Origin of the sequence: Streptomyces sp. NPDC002463, assembly GCF_042889835.1 — a bacterium.
Taxonomy (GTDB): Bacteria; Actinomycetota; Actinomycetes; order Streptomycetales; family Streptomycetaceae; genus Streptomyces; species Streptomyces nymphaeiformis.
Window position 1 is genome coordinate 482,792 of sequence record NZ_JBIARL010000001.1, and the last position, 17,195, is coordinate 499,986.

The 17,195-nt window shown below is 72.8% G+C and carries 18 protein-coding genes; 10 read left to right on the top strand and 8 right to left on the bottom strand.

What is annotated here, in order from left to right; translation table 11 throughout:
* Positions 1-43 precede the first annotated feature (43 nt).
* Entirely contained in the window at positions 44-1,069 is a 1,026-nt protein-coding gene (locus tag ACFYX3_RS02165; protein ID WP_389007224.1) for an ATP-binding cassette domain-containing protein, read from the bottom strand.
* A gap of 220 nt (positions 1,070-1,289) precedes the next feature.
* Here ACFYX3_RS02165 and ACFYX3_RS02170 point away from each other — a divergent pair, with 220 nt between their 5' ends.
* A complete protein-coding gene (locus tag ACFYX3_RS02170; protein WP_389007227.1) occupies positions 1,290-1,895 on the top strand; it encodes a helix-turn-helix domain-containing protein in 606 nt (201 codons plus the stop codon).
* A gap of 71 nt (positions 1,896-1,966) precedes the next feature.
* Here ACFYX3_RS02170 and ilvA read toward each other — a convergent pair whose 3' ends face one another.
* A complete protein-coding gene (gene ilvA / locus ACFYX3_RS02175; RefSeq protein WP_389007229.1) occupies positions 1,967-3,196 on the bottom strand; it encodes a threonine ammonia-lyase in 1,230 nt (409 codons plus the stop codon).
* 149 nt (positions 3,197-3,345) lie between these two features.
* Between ilvA and ACFYX3_RS02180 the strand changes: the two genes are divergently transcribed.
* The 3 genes from ACFYX3_RS02180 to ACFYX3_RS02190 all read left to right on the top strand — a co-directional run bounded on the left by ACFYX3_RS02180 (position 3,346) and on the right by ACFYX3_RS02190 (position 4,790).
* Positions 3,346-3,873, top strand: coding sequence for a MarR family winged helix-turn-helix transcriptional regulator (locus tag ACFYX3_RS02180; RefSeq protein ID WP_376592861.1), 528 nt, complete (start codon positions 3,346-3,348; stop codon positions 3,871-3,873).
* Between the two features lie 31 nt (positions 3,874-3,904).
* Complete coding sequence (locus ACFYX3_RS02185) at positions 3,905-4,375, top strand: sigma factor-like helix-turn-helix DNA-binding protein (RefSeq protein WP_389007231.1); 471 nt, start codon at positions 3,905-3,907, stop codon at positions 4,373-4,375.
* Positions 4,376-4,538: 163 nt separating this feature from the next.
* Positions 4,539-4,790, top strand: coding sequence for a hypothetical protein (locus tag ACFYX3_RS02190; RefSeq protein WP_376592864.1), 252 nt, complete (start codon positions 4,539-4,541; stop codon positions 4,788-4,790).
* 34 nt (positions 4,791-4,824) lie between these two features.
* Here ACFYX3_RS02190 and ACFYX3_RS02195 read toward each other — a convergent pair whose 3' ends face one another.
* Complete coding sequence (locus ACFYX3_RS02195) at positions 4,825-5,979, bottom strand: cystathionine gamma-synthase (RefSeq protein ID WP_376592866.1); 1,155 nt, start codon at positions 5,977-5,979, stop codon at positions 4,825-4,827.
* Between the two features lie 72 nt (positions 5,980-6,051).
* On the opposite strand from ACFYX3_RS02195, the gene ACFYX3_RS02200 reads away from it, so the two are divergent.
* The 4 genes from ACFYX3_RS02200 (at position 6,052) to msrA (ending at position 10,883) form a co-directional block, all read left to right on the top strand.
* On the top strand, positions 6,052-7,161 hold the full coding sequence (locus tag ACFYX3_RS02200) for a hypothetical protein (protein WP_376592867.1): 1,110 nt from the start codon (positions 6,052-6,054) through the stop codon (positions 7,159-7,161).
* Positions 7,162-7,338: 177 nt separating this feature from the next.
* Positions 7,339-8,952: a M48 family metallopeptidase gene (locus ACFYX3_RS02205; protein ID WP_389007234.1), complete on the top strand. Its 1,614-nt coding sequence runs from the start codon at positions 7,339-7,341 to the stop codon at positions 8,950-8,952.
* Positions 8,953-8,996: 44 nt separating this feature from the next.
* On the top strand, positions 8,997-10,112 hold the full coding sequence (locus ACFYX3_RS02210) for a hypothetical protein (protein ID WP_389007237.1): 1,116 nt from the start codon (positions 8,997-8,999) through the stop codon (positions 10,110-10,112).
* A gap of 108 nt (positions 10,113-10,220) precedes the next feature.
* Positions 10,221-10,883 carry a peptide-methionine (S)-S-oxide reductase MsrA gene (msrA, locus tag ACFYX3_RS02215; protein ID WP_359507193.1) on the top strand — a complete coding sequence of 221 codons (663 nt, stop codon included), beginning with the start codon at positions 10,221-10,223 and terminating at the stop codon, positions 10,881-10,883.
* A 9-nt stretch (positions 10,884-10,892) separates the two neighbouring features.
* Here msrA and ACFYX3_RS02220 read toward each other — a convergent pair whose 3' ends face one another.
* Positions 10,893-12,227, bottom strand: coding sequence for a BTAD domain-containing putative transcriptional regulator (locus ACFYX3_RS02220; RefSeq protein ID WP_389007240.1), 1,335 nt, complete (start codon positions 12,225-12,227; stop codon positions 10,893-10,895).
* A gap of 98 nt (positions 12,228-12,325) precedes the next feature.
* Here ACFYX3_RS02220 and ACFYX3_RS02225 point away from each other — a divergent pair, with 98 nt between their 5' ends.
* Positions 12,326-12,832, top strand: a complete 507-nt coding sequence (locus tag ACFYX3_RS02225; protein WP_389007242.1) for a hypothetical protein — start codon at positions 12,326-12,328, stop codon at positions 12,830-12,832.
* Here ACFYX3_RS02225 and ACFYX3_RS02230 read toward each other — a convergent pair.
* Positions 12,825-13,178 carry a DUF1330 domain-containing protein gene (locus ACFYX3_RS02230; RefSeq protein WP_376592877.1) on the bottom strand — a complete coding sequence of 118 codons (354 nt, stop codon included), beginning with the start codon at positions 13,176-13,178 and terminating at the stop codon, positions 12,825-12,827. The genes ACFYX3_RS02225 and ACFYX3_RS02230 overlap by 8 nt on opposite strands.
* A 68-nt stretch (positions 13,179-13,246) precedes the next feature.
* Positions 13,247-14,299, bottom strand: coding sequence for an NAD(P)-dependent alcohol dehydrogenase (locus ACFYX3_RS02235; RefSeq protein ID WP_389007244.1), 1,053 nt, complete (start codon positions 14,297-14,299; stop codon positions 13,247-13,249).
* Between the two features lie 128 nt (positions 14,300-14,427).
* Here ACFYX3_RS02235 and ACFYX3_RS02240 point away from each other — a divergent pair, with 128 nt between their 5' ends.
* The gene (locus ACFYX3_RS02240; RefSeq protein WP_389007246.1) at positions 14,428-15,273 is read left to right on the top strand and encodes a helix-turn-helix domain-containing protein; all 846 of its coding nucleotides are present in this window, start codon (positions 14,428-14,430) and stop codon (positions 15,271-15,273) included.
* A 72-nt stretch (positions 15,274-15,345) separates the two neighbouring features.
* Here ACFYX3_RS02240 and ACFYX3_RS02245 read toward each other — a convergent pair whose 3' ends face one another.
* Positions 15,346-16,614 carry an Ig-like domain-containing protein gene (locus ACFYX3_RS02245; RefSeq protein WP_389007248.1) on the bottom strand — a complete coding sequence of 423 codons (1,269 nt, stop codon included), beginning with the start codon at positions 16,612-16,614 and terminating at the stop codon, positions 15,346-15,348.
* 214 nt (positions 16,615-16,828) lie between these two features.
* On the bottom strand, positions 16,829-17,167 hold the full coding sequence (locus ACFYX3_RS02250) for a hypothetical protein (protein WP_376594513.1): 339 nt from the start codon (positions 17,165-17,167) through the stop codon (positions 16,829-16,831).
* Positions 17,168-17,195: the final 28 nt, after the last annotated feature.

The following is a 17,195-nucleotide window of genomic DNA, read 5'->3' on the forward strand; positions in this document are numbered from 1 at the left end:
GGGCGCGGAGCGTTCAGCCCGTCGGCCGACCCCAGGACGATGGTCACTTCACGGCCTCCTTCCGGCTCTTCCTGTCCTTGCCGTCCGGCGCGCTCGCGTCCTCCTCCTCGCCCCGGTCGGCCACGTGGCCGGTGAGGGAGAGGAAGACGTCGTCGAGGGTGGGGCGGCGCAGGCCGATGTCGTCGATCTCGGCACCGGCGGCGTCCAGGTCGCGGATGACCTCGGCGAGCAGCTTGGCGCCGCCGGTGACGGGGACGGTGAGCTTGCGGGTGTGCTCCTCGACGGAGACCTCGCCGTGGCCGATGCCCGCCACGCCGTACCGGGCGAGGACGTCCCGGGCGCCGTCGATCATCTCGGGCTCGTGCACGACGACCTCGACGCGCTCGCCGCCCGTCTGGTCCTTGAGCTGGTCGGAGGTGCCGCGGGCGATGACCCTGCCGTGGTCGACGACGCAGATGTCGTGGGCGAGGTGGTCGGCCTCCTCCAGGTACTGGGTGGTGAGGAGCAGGGTCGTACCGCCGGAGACGAGCTCCTTGATGACCTCCCAGAGCTCCTGCCGGTTGCGCGGGTCGAGGCCGGTGGTCGGCTCGTCCATGAACATGACCGGCGGGGAGACGACGAGCGCCGCCGCGAGGTCGAGGCGGCGGCGCATGCCGCCGGAGTACGTCCTGGCCGTGCGGTCGGCGGCGTCGGCGAGGTGGAACCGTTCGAGCAGCTCCCCGGCCCGGGCCTTCGCGGCCTTCGCCTTCATCTGGTAGAGCTGCCCCACCATCTGGAGGTTCTCGCGGCCGGTGAGGTACTCGTCGACGGCCGCGAACTGGCCGGAGAGACCGATCGAGCGGCGGACCTCGTTGGGGTGCCGGAGGACGTCGATCCCGGCGACGACGGCCCTGCCGCTGTCGGGTCTGATCAGGGTCGTCAGGACCCGCACGGTGGTCGTCTTCCCCGCGCCGTTCGGGCCGAGCAGACCCAGGACCGTGCCCTCCGGCACGTCCAGGTCCACCCCGTCCAGTGCTCGTACGTCCCCGAAGGTCTTCACCAGACCCTCGGCGTAGATCGCGCCTGGCATGTGGATACTCCCAGGAAGATTTCGGGCTTATCCCCCCGATCCTAGGATTTCGCGGCGACCCTCGCCCGGTGAGTCCGTGGCCCGGGGCAACCACTCGACCCGTCCCGTGCCGTCCCGGGGCGGCGGCCCGGGACACCCGTTGGCGTGCTGTTGGCGGGCCGTTGGACCCGGGGGCGAAGCTGGGGTCCTGGCACGGAGCACGACTAACGGGGAGCACGAAATGACGGTCGGCGCACACGGCACGAGCAGAACCAGCGGGACGAACGGGACGGGCAGGACCGGAGGGGCGGGAGCAGCCGGGGGGACGGGCAGGACGGGCGGTGCCGGGGTGACCGGCGGGACGGGGGCGGCGGACGAACCGGGCTGCTCCGGCTGCGCGGGCTGCGACGCGACGACCCCGTGGGACGAGCTGGCCGCCGAGATGCGCCGCATCAAGGTCGCCACGGAGCTGAGCTACGGCAAGCTCGCGCAGCGCACCCACTACAGCCGCTCCTCCTGGGAACGGTTCCTGAACCAGAAGCAGTTGCCGACCCGGGTCGCGGTCGAGGAGTTCGCCGCGGCCGCCGGAACGGACCCGGGCCCGCTGCTGCGCCGTCTGGAGCGCTCCCTCGCGCACGAGACGGCCGCGCGGGCGGCGGCCGCGGCCGCGCATGAAGGGGTACGGGGCGGGGAGCCCGGCCTCGTCCCCGCGATCCCGGCACCCCGGCAGGAGTCCGATCCGCTGGGCCTCGGCCGGCCGCTCGGCCTGCTCGCGGCGGGGGCGCTGGTCGGCGGCGGGCTGGTGACCGTCCTCAACAGGGCGGCGCGGGGGCGTAAGGGCCTCTGAGGCGCGACGTACAGGCGGAGGAGGCGTAGGGGCCAGGAGCCGTAGAGGCGGAGGAGGCGTACGCGGGGGCGTCAGCCGAGCACCGTGTACCCGGCGTCCCGCAGCGCCTCCTCCACCTCACGGCAGTGCTCCGGGCCCTTCGTCTCCAGGTGCAGCTCGACCTCCGCCTCCGTCAGGCCCAGGCGCGGATCGGTCCGTACGTGACTGACGTCCAGGACGTTCGCGTCGACCACCGTCAGGACCGCGAGCAGGGTCGCGAGCGCCCCCGGCCGGTCCGTGACGCGCAGCCGCAGGCTCAGGTAGCGGCCTCCGGCGGCCATGCCGTGGCGCAGGATCCGCTGGAGGAGCAGCGGGTCGACGTTCCCGCCGGAGAGGACCGCGACGACCGGCCCCTCGAAGGACTTCGGGTCGGTGAGGAGGGCCGCCACCGGGCTCGCGCCGGCCGGTTCGACCACCAGCTTGGCCCGCTCCAGGCAGAGCAGCAGCGCCGAGGAGAGCGCGTCCTCGGAGACCGTGCGGACCTCGTCGACGTACTCCTGGATCAGGGCGAACGGCACGTCGCCCGGGCGCCCGACCTTGATCCCGTCCGCCATCGTCACCGGCGATTCGATCACCACCGGGTGCCCGGCGGCCAGCGAGGGCGGGTAGGCGGCCGCGCCCTCCGCCTGGACGCCGATCACCTTCACGTCGGGGCGCAGCGACTTCACCGCGAGCCCGATGCCGGCCGCGAGTCCGCCGCCGCCGATGCCGACGAGGATCGTCCGCACCTCGGGGCACTGCTCCAGGATCTCCAGGCCGACCGTGCCCTGACCGGCGATGATGTCGGGGTGGTCGAAGGGGTGGATGAGGACCGCGCCGGTCCTCAGGGCGTACTCCTCCGCCGCCGCGAGCGTCTCGTCGACGACGTGGCCGTGCATCCGGACGTCGGCGCCGTACTGCCGGGTCGCCGCGACCTTCGGCAGCGGGGCGCCGACCGGCATGAAGACGGTGGCGTGCACCCCGAGCAGTTGTGAGGCGAGCGCGACGCCCTGCGCGTGGTTGCCCGCGGAGGCCGCGACGACCCCGACCGCCCGCTCCTCGGGCCGCAGCCCGGCGATCCGTACGTACGCCCCGCGCAGTTTGAAGGAACCGGTCCGCTGGAGGTTCTCGCACTTGAGGTGGACAGGGGCTCCCACCAGCGAGGACAGATGGCGGCTGCCCTCCATCGCCGTCATCCTGGCCACCCCGGCCAGCATCTTCTGCGCCCCGCGCACGTCGTCGAGCATCAGCCGGTGCAAGGGGTGTGGCATACGGAAGCTCATGACAGCAAGTCTCGCAGCTCACGGCCCCCGTGGCCGCCCGGCGGGCGGGCCGCCGAACAGGTTTGCGCAGCGCAGGTACGGACCCCGGCGGGGCCGCGTACTCTGTCCCCCACCGACCGACCACCCCCGCACGAGAGAGACCCACAGCCATGCCCAATTCTCAGGACATGACGACTGCGCTCGACCCTGGTCTCCTCGATGCCCTCCAGCACCAGGTGGCCGTCTTCGCCCGCCGCGCCGAACAGACCCGCCTCGGCGGCACCGGCCAGCTCCGCAACTCGATGGACCGGGCGGCGTACCTCCTCCTCAACCGCCTCGACCAGGAAGGGCCGATGGGGGTGAAGGCGCTCGCGGCGGGCATGGGGATCGACTCGTCCACCGTGACCCGCCAGGTCGCCCCGCTCGTCGACACCGGCCTGGTGAAGCGGACCTCGCACCCGGAGGACGGGCGGGCCGTCGTCCTCCAGCTCTCGCCGCGCGGCCTGGCCCGTCTGGAGGAGGTCCGCTCCTCGCGCCGCCAGCTGATGGTCGAGGTCACGGAGGGCTGGACGCCGGACGAGCGGGAGTCCTTCTGCACCCTGCTCACCCGCTTCAACACCGCCCTTTCCGCACGGCAGTCGGGGTACACCGGCCACGCGCCGGCCGCGACCGGGAGCGAGTCCGCGCAGACCTCTTGACCCCGCACCCGCACTGTCCTCAGATGAGGAGGTGCGAGAGCGGCAGCGCGGGCGGAGTTCCGAACACGCCCACCGCACCCGGGAGTTCGACGCGTTCGTGGCCGGGGCGGCGGGCCGGCTGCTGCATGCCGCGACGCTGCTCACCGCCGAGACCCGCGCCCACAACCCGTACGCCCAGGCCCTGTTGACCGCGGCGCTCGCCCATACGTACGCGGTGTGGGACCGGCTGCGCGACGAGGACCCGTACGACCTCGCGCGCCGCGATCTCGCCGCCCGCTTCGCCCGCACCGCCTGGCGCCACCACGGCGGCCGGGGCGGGGTGCTCGCCGTGCTCTCCCCGCAGGAACGCCTCGTCGTCGTCCTGCGGCTGTACGAGGGCGTCGCGGAGGAACAGGCGGCCGCCCTGCTGGGCCTGTCGGAGCCCCGCGTCCGCGCGATCTGCGCCCGCTCGGTCGCGACGCTGCGGGCGGCGGCGCGGGGCGCGGCGGGGGCCGCCGCGTGAGCGGGTACGAGGGCGCCGCGCGGCACCGACGCGAGGGCTCCGCGGGGAGCCCGGCCGGAGGCCGCGGCACGATCCGGTACGAGAGCGCCGCACGGAGCCGGCGCACGGCCGCCGCGTACGGCAGGCGCCCGCCCGCCGTGAGGAACCGGTGCGAGGTCGGCTCATGAGCCGGTACGAGGACAAGGAGGCGGCGGTGCGGCGGTTGCTCGACACGCCACATCCGACGGTTCCGCGCGACCTCGCGCTGCGGGCCGCCGAGCGCGGGGCCCGGCTGCGCCGGCACGCCCTGCGGGTACGGCGCGTGCTGTGGGCCCTGGGCGCGGTCGCCGCGCTCGCCTTCATGGTGTGGGCGTCGCTGACGCACCCGTGGGAGGTCCCGCCGGCGGAGACGACCCCGCCGCTCGACGGGCTGTGACGGCCGGGAGGCCCGGCCGTCACAGCGCGCGGGACTAGCCCAGCGCCTGACGCAGGTCGGCGAGCAGGTCCTCGACGTTCTCGATGCCCACCGAGATGCGCACGAGGTCGGCCGGGACCTCCAGGGCGGAGCCCGCGACGGACGCGTGGGTCATGCGGCCCGGGTGCTCGATGAGGGACTCGACGCCGCCGAGCGACTCACCGAGGGTGAAGAGCTTCGCGCGGTTGCAGACCTCGACCGCCGCCTCCTCGCCGCCCTGCACGCGGAAGGAGATCATGCCGCCGAAGGACCGCATCTGCTTCGCCGCGATCTCGTGCCCCGGGTGCTCCGGGAGGCCCGGGTAGAGGACCTGGGTGACCTTCGGGTGCTGGGTCAGCATCTCGGCGATCTTCGCCGCGTTCTCGCTGTGGCGGTCCATGCGCACGGCGAGGGTCTTGATGCCGCGCAGCACGATCCACGAGTCGAAGGGACCGGCGACCGCGCCCATCGCGTTCTGGTGGTAGGCGAGTTCCTCGCCGAGCGCCTCGTCCGCGGTGACCAGGGCGCCGCCGACGACGTCGGAGTGGCCGCCCATGTACTTGGTCAGGGAGTGCACGACGACGTCCGCGCCGAGCGCCAGCGGCTGCTGGAGGTACGGGGAGGCGAAGGTGTTGTCGACGACGAGCTTCACGCCGGCCTGGCGGGCGACGCCGGCGACGGCCTCGATGTCGGTGATGCCGAGCAGCGGGTTCGACGGGGTCTCGACCCAGATCAGCTTCGTGCGCTCGTTGACCGCGGCGCGCACCGACTCGATGTCGGAGGTGTCCGCGACGGAGAAGTCGACGCCCCAGCGCTGCACGACCTTCGCGAACAGCCGGAACGTGCCGCCGTAGGCGTCGTTCGGGATGACCACGTGGTCGCCGGGCACGAGGAGGGTGCGCAGCAGGCAGTCCTCGGCGGCGAGGCCGGAGGCGAAGGCGAGACCGCGGCGGCCGCCTTCGAGGGCCGCGAGGTTCTCCTCCAGGGCCGTACGGGTGGGGTTGGCGCTGCGGCTGTACTCGTAACCGCCGCGCAGCCCGCCCACGCCGTCCTGCTTGTAGGTGGACACCTGGTAGATGGGCGGGACGACCGCGCCGGTCAGCGGGTCGGCGGTGTTGCCCGCGTGGATCGCGCGGGTCTCGAAGCTCTGATGGGAGTGCTGGTCGCTCATGGGTCAGGAGCGTAGTCCCGTACGCCTCCCGCCGCTTCAAACGTCTCACCGGGTGTCCTGGACAATGGACACATGGACATTCTCTGGTTCCTGATCGCGCTCGGCCTGCTCTTCGGCGTCCTCGGTCCCTTCGTGCTGCGCCGCAGGGGCGGCGTCGGGATCCGGCAGGTCGCGCCGGGGGCCCCGGACGCGGCGGACCCGGAGGCGTACGGATTCGTCCGCCAGGAGGACCAGGACGTGCGCCTGCCCGGCGCCGACGACGAACTCCTCCACGTCCTCGACGTCGTGCAGGCCACCCAGGACTGGCGGCCGGCCTCGCGGCTGCTCGCCGCCACCGGCGCGGAGGGCGAGGTCCGCTGGCAGCGCGTGCAGGCCTTCGCGGGCGCGGCCTCCCTGGAACTCCAGGAGCGGCCCGGCGTCGGCGGCGCGTGGCTGCGGACCTGGCGGGCGGAGGCCCCGAAGGACGCGGGCGGCGCGGCCGTGCACGCCGAGTTCCTGGTGCAGCAGGCGTGGCGCTCCTCCTCGGCCGGGACCGACGACTTCCGGATCATCCTGGAGGAGGCCCTCAAGGTCACCGAGGAGGCGGCGCTGCTCGCCCCCGGCGACCCCGTCCCGTACATCACGCGGCTCGCGGTGGCGCGCGGACTCGGGTACGGGCACGAGGAGTTCGACCAGGTGTGGGCGAAGGTGATCGACCGCGCGCCGGAGCACATGGGGGCGCATCTGGCGGCCCTGCACTACTGGTGCGAGAAGTGGCACGGTTCGCGCGAGGAGGCCGACCACTTCGCGACGACGGCCGCGGCGCGCGCCCCGCGCGGCTCGCTGCTCGCCGCGCTGCCGCTGTTCGCGGTGTTCGAGCACGTGCCGGACGTGGTGCTCGTGCAGGACTTCTGGCGTACGGCGGTGGTGTCTAAGGCGATGGACGGCGCGCTGTACGCGGTCCACTCGGCCCGCCCCGACGACCCGATGCTGGCGCACGTCCGCCATCTCCTCGTCTGGTTCCTCGTCCGCTCGGAGCGCTGGGCCGAGGCCATGCACCAGCTGGTGCGGGTCGACGGGCACGTGGGCGCGGTGCCGTGGACGCTGAGCGGCGACCCGGCGGCGGAGTTCACCGTCTTCCGGAACCTGGCGGTCGCGGGCTACGAGGCGAACGGCGGCAGCCCGGCGACGCTGCCGCGCTGACCTCCTCGTACCGGCAGACGGGCGTACCTGCGGGCGACCTGACGGACCACGGGGCGGCGACCGAAACCGAGTGGACGCCGTACTCGCCCGTACGCGATACTCCGCACTCCCCCCACGCACTTCGAACAGTTGTTTTCGGCGTCTCGCCGATCCTTTCCCGTGGGGGGACTCTGCCCGATGGGCGCGACCCTGCGTGCCGTGCGCGCGCTCGTACTGCTCTCCGGTTTCTATCTGCTCGGCCTCGGCCTGCTCGCCCTGCTCGGCGCCGCCGACTGGGCCGCCGTCCTGTGGGCGCCGGCGGCGATCCGCATCAAGATCCTCATCGTCTCCGTACTCCTCGCGATCCCCGTCGTACGGGGCATGGCGATGCTGCGCACCCCGCGCGACGAGGAGCCCGGCGGCGTCCTCGTCACCGAGGCCGACGAACCGCGCCTGTGGGCGACCGTCCGCGAGCTGGCCCACGAGGTCGGCACCCGCGCCCCCGACGAGATCCGGCTGACCGCCGACGTCAACGCCGCCGTCACCGAGGACGCCCGCCTCCTCGGCCTCCTCGGCGGCGTCCGCAGGCTGTATCTGGGCCTGCCCCTGATGGCCGGGCTCGACGAGGCGGGGCTGCGCGCCGTCCTCGCCCACGAGCTGGGCCACTACGTCAACTCCGACACCCGGCTCGCCGGCCTCGGCGTGCGCGGGCGGGTCCAGGTCGGTCGCATGATCGAGCTGTTCCACGCCAAGGCCGACGCGAAGGTCGACAAGGAGCGGGCCCGCCAGGAGCGCAAGTCCGAGAAGCGGATCGCCCGAGGCAAGAAGGCCAAGGAGATCGACACCGAGGGCGCCGGCGTCACCTACCGCACCATGGCGAAGATCTACAGCGCGTACGGCCGGCTCTACCTGCGCTCCACCACCTCCGGCGCCCGCCGCCAGGAACTCGCCGCCGACCTCGCCGCGGCCCGGATCGCGGGCCGCGACGCCACCGCGCGGGCCCTGCGCTCCATCCCCGCGATCGACGCCGCCAACGACCACTACCTGTCGTCGTACGCCGCCCTCGGCACCGACTTCGGGCTCCTGCCGGCGCGCGGCGAGGTCTTCGGCGGCCTGCGGCACCTCCTCGCGGCCCGCGCCGACGAAGTGGCCGGGCTGTGCGAGGAACTCCCCGACGAGCCGGCCTCCCCGTACGACTCGCACCCGCCGGTCGCCGAGCGCGTCGCCCGCATCGAGGCGCTCCCCGACGACGGCCGCGCCACGGAGGGCTCGGGACCCGCGCTCGGGCTGCTGACCTCGCCCGAAGCCGCCCTCGGCGCGATCGAGGACGTGTCCCTCACCCCGGAGGCCCAGCGCATGCGCCGCCTGGACTGGCCCGAGCTGCTCCACGAGGCGATGAGCGCCCGGGTGGCCCGGGGCACGGAGGAGCTGTGCACGGCGACCGTCGCGGTCACCGGCGCGACGTGGAAGACCGCGCTTCCCGCGCTGCTCGACGCGATCGACGCGGGCCGGGCCTGGGAGATCGCCGACCGGCTCCCGAAGTCCGAGAAGGCCGCGGCGGCGACCGGCCGCGCGGCACGCGAGTTCGCCCGGCCCGTGCTGCGCCAGGGCCTGTCGGCCCTGGTGACGGACGAGCTGCTGAGCTCGGGCCGGGCGCGCTGGGAGCTGTCCTGGACCGGCCCCGCCACCCTGACGCTGCCCGACGGCACGGCGGACGCGCTGCCGGCCGCCCTCGACGCGGCGACGGCGGACCTGCCGGACACGGGCCCGCTGCGGGCGCTGCTGACGCAGCAGGCCCCGCTGCCGCTCTGACCGTCACCGTTCTCCTCTCCCCCAGCTAAGGAACCGACTGCCCGATGGCCCGACTCGTCCCGCTGACCGTGCTCGCGGTCTGCCTCTACTTCTGGTTCAAGTCCCGCCGCGCGGCGAAGGCCGGCGGCTCGGGGAGCTCCGCTGCCGGGTCCGCGCGGAACAAGAACGCCGAGGCCGCCGCGAGCCTCGGTCTGCTGCCCGCCGACCGCCTCGACACCGAGGAGATCAACCCGCCGTCGCCGGAGCGCGCCGCCGCCACCGCCACGGTGCGGTCCGGTGACTGGGCGGCCGGTGCCGCGTACGTGGAGGAGGCGGGCCGCGACTGGTACGAGCGCGACCGCCGCGTCAGCCTCCTCGCCGAGGCGGCCGTCGAGGACGACTCCTGGCTGCTGGCCTGGCGCCGCGAGCGTCCGGAGGACCCGGCGGCGGCCGCGGTGCACGCCTGCTCGCTGGTCTACCTGGCGTGGGAGATCCGCGGCTCCAAGCAGGCCCGGCACACCACCCAGGAGCAGTTCGCCTCCTTCCACCGGGTCCTCGAACAGGCCCGTGAGGCCTTCGCGCGGGCGCAGGAACTGGCGGGCGACGACCCGACCCCGTTCATCGACGAGCTGCCGCTCGCCATGGGACTCGGCTATCCGCACGAGGCGTTCGAAAGGATCTGGACCGAGATCGAGAAGCGCGACCCCCACCACTTCTCGGCGTACGGCAGCGGCCTGCAGTACTGGTGCCGCAAGTGGTGCGGCTCGCACGAGCAGGCGCTCGCGTTCGCCCGGCGCGGGGCGGAGAAGGGCCGGCCGGGTCAGCTGCTCACGCTGTTCCCGCTGGAGGCGTACTTCGAGCAGGAGTCGTACGAGGGCGACGTCGAGCCCCAGGAGTTCTACAACCGGCCCGAGGTGGTCGCCGCCACCGACGCGGCGCTCGCCGACGTGGCGGCGGCCGAGCAGATGCTCGACGCGCGGGACCCGCGGATCGTGCAGACCCGGCACCTGCTGGCCTGGATGCTGTACTGGCAGGACCGGTACGAGGAGGCGCTGGCCCAGTTCCGGCTGGTGGACGGGCGCATCGGCTGCCGGCCGTGGACGTACTCGGGCGACCCGAAGGCCCGGTACACGAAGGTGCGCGACTACACGGCGGCGGAGGTCCTGAAGAAGCGGGGCTGACAACGGGGCGGCGACCCGGGGCGGGCGGGGCCGGGGCGGGCGGGGCCGGGAATCCCACCCGGCCCCGGACTGTTGACACTCCTGCCGACCGTCGAGGAGAGATGCAGCATGTTCCTGTCCCGCACCCCCGTCCTCCCCACTCCCGAGCAGGCCCTGCGCGGCCGTCCGGAGCCGGAGTTCTCCGTGCCCGAGCGCCACACCGTCCTCGGCAACCCGCTCCTCGGCCCCTACCCGGAGGGCCTGGAGGTCGCGGACTTCGCGCTGGGCTGTTTCTGGGGAGCCGAGCGCAAGTTCTGGCAGACCGAGGGCGTCTGGACGACCCTCGTCGGCTACCAGGGCGGCTACACGCCGAACCCGGCGTACGAGGAGGTCTGCTCCGGCCTGACCGGGCACACCGAGGTCGTCCGCGTCGTCTTCGACCCGTCGAAGGTCTCGTACGAGACGCTCCTGAAGCTCTTCTGGGAGTCCCACGACCCCACGCAGGGCTTCCGCCAGGGCAACGACGTCGGCACCCAGTACCGCTCGGCGATCTACACCCACTCCCCCGCCCAGGCGGACCGGGCCGAGGCCTCCCGCGAGGCCTACCAGAAGGTCCTGACGGGCTCCGGCTACGGCGAGATCACCACCCACGTCCTCCCGGCCGACGAGACCCGTCCCTTCTACCCGGCGGAGGCCTACCACCAGCAGTACCTGGACAAGAACCCGGCGGGCTACTGCGGCATCGGCGGAACGGGCCTGTCCTGCCCGATCGGCGTCGCGAAGGCCGAGTAGGGACCCCTTTCACGACGGGCCGCCGCCGCAGGTCGCCATGGAGCACCAGCGGCGGCGGCCCGTCGTGTCCAGGAAGAGCCAGCCGCAGTCGTCGCTCGGGCAGGCGCGGAGGGTGAGGCGGCGGGGGTCGGCGAGGAGGTCGGCGGCGGCGCGGGCGGTGGCGAGGAGCGGGAGGCGCAGGCCCGTGGCGGGCGGGAGGCGCCAGTGGGCGAGGCCGTCCTCGTCGAGGTCGAGGACGGCCGCACGTGCGGCGTCCTCGGCGGCGGCCGCGACCGTGCGGAAGGCGCGGAGGTCGGCCGGGTCGGTGAGGCAGGCGTAGAGGGCGGTACGGAACGTCCTGGCCTCGGTAAGGGCGTCGGCGGCCTCGGTGGGGTGGGTGCGGGCGGTGGCGAGGAGCCGGTCGACGGTGGCGTCGTCGGTGAGGGACTGGTGGCCGGCCCAGACGGCGAGCGTGCGGTAGGTGCGGAGCCAGTCGGAGCCGGGGACGGCGGGGGTGTGGTGCCAGCCCGCGTAGGTGTTGCAGAACTCCAGGGCCGGGTGGCCGCCGGTGGACCAGGGCAGCCACTCCTCGCGGACGCGGACCGCGTAGAGCGGGGCCGGCGGGCGGTCGAGGCGGGGGTCGGCGTTCAGGATGCGCTCGTGGAGCGTGGTGAGGGCCGGGCCGGGTTCGATGCCGAGTTCGGTGACGAGGTGGTCGCGGGTGGCGCGGTGGAGTTCCAGGGCCTCGGTCTGCCTGCCGGCCCGGTAGAGGGCGGTCATGCGGGCGGCCACCAGTCGTTCCCTGTCGGGGTGTTCGCCGGCGAGCGGGGCGAGGTCGGCGAGGACCCGTTCGTGGAGGCCCATGGCGAGCTGGGCCTCGGCGCGCTGTTCGAGGGCGGTCAGGCGCAGCTCGGTGAGCCGGCCGCCGAGCCGGTCCCGCTGGGTGTCGTCGAGGGTGTCGGCGAGCAGCGGTCCGCGCCAGAGCGCGAGGGCGGCGTCGTGGCAGCGGACCTGCTCACCGGGGTCGGCGGCGAGCGCGGCCCGGCCGGCGAGGTCGAGGAACTCCCGCACGTCCACGGTGTGTTCGGTCGGGTCGACCGCGTAGCCGTCGTGCCGGGTCTCGACGGTGACGCCGTACGGCTTGAGCGCGGCCCGCAGGCGGCCGACGTACGTGTGGAGGGTGGCGCGGGCGGTCTCGGGCGGGGCTCCGCTCCACAGGAGGTCGGCGAGCCGCTCGGTGGGGACGGGGCGGCCCGCCTCCAGTAGGAGGATCGCGAGCAGGCACCGCTCCTGACGGCGATTGCCGATCCGCACGCGGCGCCCTTCGTGACGGGCCTCGAAGGGCCCGAGAAGGGTGAAGTCCATGGTGCCGGTCACCCTAGGGGCTTTGGTCAGGATGTGGTCAGGGGGTGCGGGGAGGGTGGCTCCCGTTCCGGTCGAAGCCTCTCTGTCAGGAGACTCTCTTGCGACGTATTTCCTTTGCTCTCGCGGCCGTCGGCCTGGTCGTCGCCACCGCCGCCCCCGCTTCCGCGGGCGAGACCGACAACGGCTGGGAGCCCGCCCCCTCCGCCGCCTGGGCCTATCCGGCCGGCGCGCGGTGCGACTTCGCCGTGCAGGGTTCGCCCGTGGTCGACGGGGTCGTGCGGCGGACGCTGGCCGTGTACGAGGACGGCACGAAGGTCTTGGAGTACAAGGGCGACCTGGTGGTCCGGGTCGTGAACACCGTGACCGGGGCCTCGTACGACGCCGACGCGAGCGGGCGGGCGGTCGTCGAGGTCCGGCCGGACCGCTCGCAGACCTGGTACGTGGTCGGGCCGATCCTCGCGGGCTTCGGCGAGGGCGGCGGGAACGTGGCGCGCGGGCTCTACACCGTGGACGGGGTCTACACGCTGGACGTCTCCGCGACCGGGTACAAGACCCTGACCCTGCTGCGCGGCTCCACCGACTCCCTCTGCGACAGGGTCAGCTGACGCCCTTCGCGGCCCGCAGGGACGCCGCCGTCCGGGCCGGGTCGTAGTTCTCCGGGGTGCCGTCGACGAGGAGGATGTCGCCCGTCATGTGGCGGGTGCGGAGGGGGATCAGGGCCTGGTACGGGGCGGAGTCGTACCAGGCCCGGGCGGCCTCGTACGTCGGGAAGCCGATGATGACGACGGCGCCCGGCCAGGTGCCCTCCCGGACCTCGCGGGCGGGGGCGCCGTGGACGAGGAAGCGGCCGCCGAAGGGGTCGAGGGTGGCCTGGATGCGCTCCATGTAGACGAAGATCTCGTCGTCGAGGACGGGCTTCGGGTGAAGGTTTCCGATGGCGTATGCGGTCATGGGAACAGCGTGCCGGGGCACGGCGTCCGGGTCGATTACCCCGGACGTCATGCCCCGGCGGCCGTGCGTCAGATCGTCGCCGCGTCGATCACGAAGCGGTAGCGGACGTCGCTCTTCAGGACGCGCGCGTAGGCCTCGTTGATCTGGTCGGCGCGGATCAGTTCGATCTCGGCGCCCAGGCCGTGCTCGGCGCAGAAGTCGAGCATCTCCTGGGTCTCGGCGATGCCGCCGATCATCGAGCCGGCGAGGGTCTTGCGGCCGCCGATGAGGGAGAACAGGCCGATCTGGACGGGCTCCTCGGGGGCTCCGACGTTCACCAGGGCGCCGTCCGTCTTGACCAGGCTCAGGTAGGCGTTGAAGTCGAGCGGCGCGGAGACCGTGGAGATCACCAGGTCGAAGGTGCCGCGGAGGGCGGCGAAGGTCTCCGGGTCGCTCGTCGCGTAGTAGTGGTCGGCGCCCAGCTTCAGGGCGTCCTGCCGCTTCTTCAGCGACTGGCTGAGGACCGTCACCTCGGCGCCGAGGGCGTGGGCGATCTTGACGCCCATGTGGCCGAGGCCGCCGAGGCCGACGATCGCGACCTTCTTGCCGGGGCCGGCCTGCCAGTGGGCGAGCGGGGAGTACAGGGTGATGCCGGCGCAGAGCAGCGGGGCGGCCTCGTCGAGGCCGATGCCCTCGGGGATGCGCAGGGTGTAGTTCTCGTCGACGACGATGTGGGTGGAGTAGCCGCCGTAGGTCGGCTCGCCGTTCTTGTCGAGGGCGTTGTACGTGCCGGTGGTGCCGCCCGTGCAGTACTGCTCCAGGCCGCGCTCGCAGTACTCGCACGCGCGGCAGGAGTCGACGAAGCAGCCGACGCCGACCCGGTCGCCGACCTTGTGCCGGGTGACACCCGGGCCGACCTCGGTGACGATGCCGGCGATCTCGTGGCCCGGCACCATCGGGAAGATGCCCTCGCCCCAGCCGTTGGTGGCCTGGTGGATGTCGGAGTGGCAGATTCCGGCGTACTTGATCTCGATGAGGACGTCGTGCTCGCCGACGGGCCGGCGCGGCACGGTGGTGCGCTCCAGCGGGGCGTCGGCGGCGGGTGCGGCGTAGGCGGCGACGGTGGTCACGTTCGTGGTCATGCGTCCAGCGTGCCGGAGCGCGAGGACCGTACCCAGACACCTGTTCTGCCTACGACCGGCGTGCCTACCACTGGCAGGGTCAGGAACGTCCGTCCGTCCGCGCGGCCCGGCGGCGATAATGGGGCGGCATGGACCTCAGTGCCGAACTCAGTGAATTCCTGCGCTCCCGGAGAGCCCGGCTGAAGCCCCGGGACGTGGGCCTGCCGGAGTTCGGGCGGCACCGGCGGGTGCCGGGCCTGCGCCGCGAGGAGCTGGCGCAGCTGGCCGGGGTGTCCGTGGCGTACTACACCCGGCTCGAACAGGGCAACGGGCGCAACGTGTCCATGGAGGTCCTCGACTCGATCGCGCGGGCGTTGCGCCTGAGCGAGGCCGAGCGGGACCATCTCACCCGGCTGGCGAAGCCCGCGCCCGCGCGGAAGCGGCCCTCGCGGCCCCAGCGGCTGCGGCCGGGCGTCCAGCAGCTCATGGACGCGATGACGGGGGTCCCGGCGTACGTCGTGGGGCGGCGCACGGACGTCCTCGGGTCCAACCGCATGGCGACCGCGCTGTTCGGCGACGTCACCGCGCTGCCGCCGGAGCAGCGGAACATCGCCCGGCTGCTCTTCCTGGGCGACAACTGCCGGGACCTGTTCGTCGACTGGGAGCAGAAGGCGTGCGAGGTCGTGAGCTTCCTGCGGGTGGACGCGGGCCGTCATCCGGACGATCCGCTGCTGTCGGCGCTGGTCGGCGAGCTGTCGGTGAAGAGCGAGCCCTTCAGGAACCTGTGGGCGGCCCACCACGTGAAGGACAAGGGGCACGGCAGCAAGCGGCTGCACCACCCGCTGGTGGGCGAGCTGACGCTGTGGTGCGAGACGCTGATGCTGGCCGACGACCAGGAGCAGTGCCTCGTGACCTTCCACGCGGAGCCGGGGTCGCCCTCGGAGGAGGCGCTGGGGCTGCTGGCCAGCTGGGGCGCGGATCACGTCCTGCGGTGACTCGGGGGACGCGAACGGCGGCCCCCTCGGAGCGAGGGGGCCGCCGTTCGCGTACGTCCGCGGATCCGTGGATCAGACGGCGGAGCCGGCCTTCCACTCCGACCAGGACATGTTCCAGCCGTTGAGGCCGTTGTCCGGCTTGATCGTCTTGTCGTTGGAGTTCTTGACGATGACGACGTCGCCGATCATCGAGTTGTCGAAGAGCCAGGCGGCCGTCTGGTTCGGGTCGCCGGCGCCCTTGACGTCGGCGAGGCCGACGCAGCCGTGGCTGGTGTTCACGTTGCCGAAGATCGACCGCGCGCCCCAGTAGTTGCCGTGGATGAAGGTGCCCGAGGTGGACAGGCGCATGGCGTGCGGCACGTCCTTGATGTCGTACTCGCCCTTGCCGTCGTCGTCGGTGAAGCCGACGGTGGCGCCGTTCATCCGGGTCTCCTTGAACTTCTCGGAGATCACCATCTGACCGTTGTAGGTGGTGTTCTCCGGGGAGCCGGCGGAGATCGGGATGGTCTTGATCGTCTTGCCGTCCTGCTTGACCGTCATGGTCTTGGTGGCGACGTCGACGGTCGAGACCTGGTTGCGGCCGATCCTGAAGGTGACGGTCTTCTGCTGGACGCCGAAGACGCCGTCCGCGCCCTCGACGCCGTCGAGGTCGAGCTTCAGCGTGACGGTCGAGCCCTCGGTCCAGTACGCGTCGGGACGGAAGTCGAGACGCGTCGAGTCGAACCAGTGCCCGACGACCTCCTGGCCGGAGCTGGAGGAGACCGTGATCCCGCCCTGGACGGCCTTCTTGTCGGTGATCGCCTTGTTGAAGTTGATCGAGACCGGCATGCCGACGCCGACGGTCGAGCCGTCCTCGGGCGTGAAGTTGCCGATGAAGCTGTTGGCCTGGGAGACCGTGGTGAACGAGGAGTTCTCGTGGGCCTCCAGGCCCTCCGCGTCGGTGGCGGTGGCCGCGATCTTGTAGACCGTGGCGCGCTTGAGCGGCCCGCTCGGCTTCCAGCTGAGCCCGTCGGCCGCTATGTCGCCCTTGACCTCGACGCCCTCGGCGGAGGTCATGGTGACCGACGTCAGCTTGCCCTCGGTCACGGAGACCTTGGCGTCGTTGTTGATGGAGGCGTTCTGCGCGCCGTTCTTCGGCGAGATGGTGATCTGCGCCTTGGAGGTCTTCTGCGCGGCCGCCTCGTCGACCTGGGCCTGTGACTGCTGCGTCGCGGAACCGGAGGCGCTACCGCCCTTGTCCCCGTCGTTGCACGCCGAGAGCACGAGTACGCCACCGAGCACCGCGGCCGCCGCCGCCAGGCTCCTGCGGCGCTTGCCGACCGTCATCACACGCTTCTCCATCGTCGCCGGTTCCCTGCCAACTTCTTCTATGAACGCCCATGACACCCCGTACGGTTCCGTGACCGGAGCGTTTGTGGGCAATGCCACTGATCCACGGGGAACACCACAGATCCACACGCGCGTGCCGGGCTTCCGGTTCCCGGGGCCACGGAAAAGCCGTGAAAAGGCCCCGGGAGCGGCGTCCCGGGGCCCGCGCCGCGTGCGGATGCCCGCCTTACGGCCGGTCGTCGTCTTCCTCGCCCTCATTTTCCTCGCCGAGGTCCCACTCCAGTGCATCGGGGTCGTAATCGACCTCCTCGCTGCTCCAGGATGCCTGGACCATCTCGATCCCGGGGACGTCGCGGATCAGGTCGAAGGGTTCGACGAGGTAGGCGAGCGCCTCGGCGCTGTCCTCGCGCGCGGCCTCGCGCGCCTGCACCCGCTCCTCCTCGGGCATGAACTCATCGGCGTCGATCTTGGCCTCGGCGGCCCCGGTCAGCTCGGCGGGACCGTCGATCTCCAGGACGACATCGACGCGAAGACGGACATAGCGTGTGGACTCACTTGTACTCATGGGTCGGAGCGTAGGGGGCCGGAGGGCC

Coding starts and splice junctions, on each gene's coding strand:
- ACFYX3_RS02165 (WP_389007224.1), bottom strand. CDS start 1,069: ATGCCAGGCGCGATCTACGCCGAGGGTCTGGTGAAGACCTTCGGGGAC.
- ACFYX3_RS02170 (WP_389007227.1), top strand. CDS start 1,290: ATGACGGTCGGCGCACACGGCACGAGCAGAACCAGCGGGACGAACGGG.
- ilvA (WP_389007229.1), bottom strand. CDS start 3,196: ATGAGCTTCCGTATGCCACACCCCTTGCACCGGCTGATGCTCGACGAC.
- ACFYX3_RS02180 (WP_376592861.1), top strand. CDS start 3,346: ATGCCCAATTCTCAGGACATGACGACTGCGCTCGACCCTGGTCTCCTC.
- ACFYX3_RS02190 (WP_376592864.1), top strand. CDS start 4,539: ATGAGCCGGTACGAGGACAAGGAGGCGGCGGTGCGGCGGTTGCTCGAC.
- ACFYX3_RS02195 (WP_376592866.1), bottom strand. CDS start 5,979: ATGAGCGACCAGCACTCCCATCAGAGCTTCGAGACCCGCGCGATCCAC.
- ACFYX3_RS02200 (WP_376592867.1), top strand. CDS start 6,052: ATGGACATTCTCTGGTTCCTGATCGCGCTCGGCCTGCTCTTCGGCGTC.
- ACFYX3_RS02205 (WP_389007234.1), top strand. CDS start 7,339: ATGGGCGCGACCCTGCGTGCCGTGCGCGCGCTCGTACTGCTCTCCGGT.
- ACFYX3_RS02210 (WP_389007237.1), top strand. CDS start 8,997: ATGGCCCGACTCGTCCCGCTGACCGTGCTCGCGGTCTGCCTCTACTTC.
- msrA (WP_359507193.1), top strand. CDS start 10,221: ATGTTCCTGTCCCGCACCCCCGTCCTCCCCACTCCCGAGCAGGCCCTG.
- ACFYX3_RS02220 (WP_389007240.1), bottom strand. CDS start 12,227: ATGGACTTCACCCTTCTCGGGCCCTTCGAGGCCCGTCACGAAGGGCGC.
- ACFYX3_RS02230 (WP_376592877.1), bottom strand. CDS start 13,178: ATGACCGCATACGCCATCGGAAACCTTCACCCGAAGCCCGTCCTCGAC.
- ACFYX3_RS02235 (WP_389007244.1), bottom strand. CDS start 14,299: ATGACCACGAACGTGACCACCGTCGCCGCCTACGCCGCACCCGCCGCC.
- ACFYX3_RS02240 (WP_389007246.1), top strand. CDS start 14,428: ATGGACCTCAGTGCCGAACTCAGTGAATTCCTGCGCTCCCGGAGAGCC.
- ACFYX3_RS02245 (WP_389007248.1), bottom strand. CDS start 16,614: ATGGAGAAGCGTGTGATGACGGTCGGCAAGCGCCGCAGGAGCCTGGCG.
- ACFYX3_RS02250 (WP_376594513.1), bottom strand. CDS start 17,167: ATGAGTACAAGTGAGTCCACACGCTATGTCCGTCTTCGCGTCGATGTC.